General features: G+C 45.4%; 1 protein-coding gene. It reads left to right on the top strand.

From position 1 onward, the window contains the following. A partial coding sequence (locus CWB76_RS19375; RefSeq protein ID WP_138609739.1) for a peptidase dimerization domain-containing protein occupies positions 1-537 on the top strand: 537 nt, incomplete at both ends.

Consider the following 537-nt stretch of genomic DNA (forward strand, 5'->3'; position numbering starts at 1 on the left):
AGTGCAACGCAGACGGTAATAAACAGCGCGCAGCAAAAGCAGGGAACATTATTTTGGCTGATCACCTCAGATGAAGAAGGTGAGGCGGAGCATGGCTCTGTGCTGATTGCCAAGCGATTAGCACAACAGGGCGTTGTGCTTGATGGCTGTATTGTTGGTGAGCCAACCAGCCACCTGCAGGTAGGTGACACTATAAAAAATGGTCGACGTGGAGCCTTATCTGCGCGATTAACTATTCAAGGAAAGGCTGGGCATGTAGCCTATCCTGAGAATACCATTAATGCTGCGCACATCAGTGCTGAAGTGGTTAACAGGCTCACACAAATAGACTGGCCTTTAGATGAACTTAGTTCAAAAACAACGCTGCAAGTCACCGGTATTAATATTGATAATGTGCTAGATAACCTCGTGCCAGCTCAGTGTGATATTACTTTTAATATTCGCTATAGCCATGGGTATAAAAGTAAACATGTTAAGCAACGTGTGTTTGCTGCACTGAAGGATTTCAGCGAGCATTTGGTTATACAGTGGGAGCGT

Source organism: Pseudoalteromonas sp. S1609 (assembly GCF_005887255.1).
GTDB lineage: Bacteria > Pseudomonadota > Gammaproteobacteria > Enterobacterales > Alteromonadaceae > Pseudoalteromonas.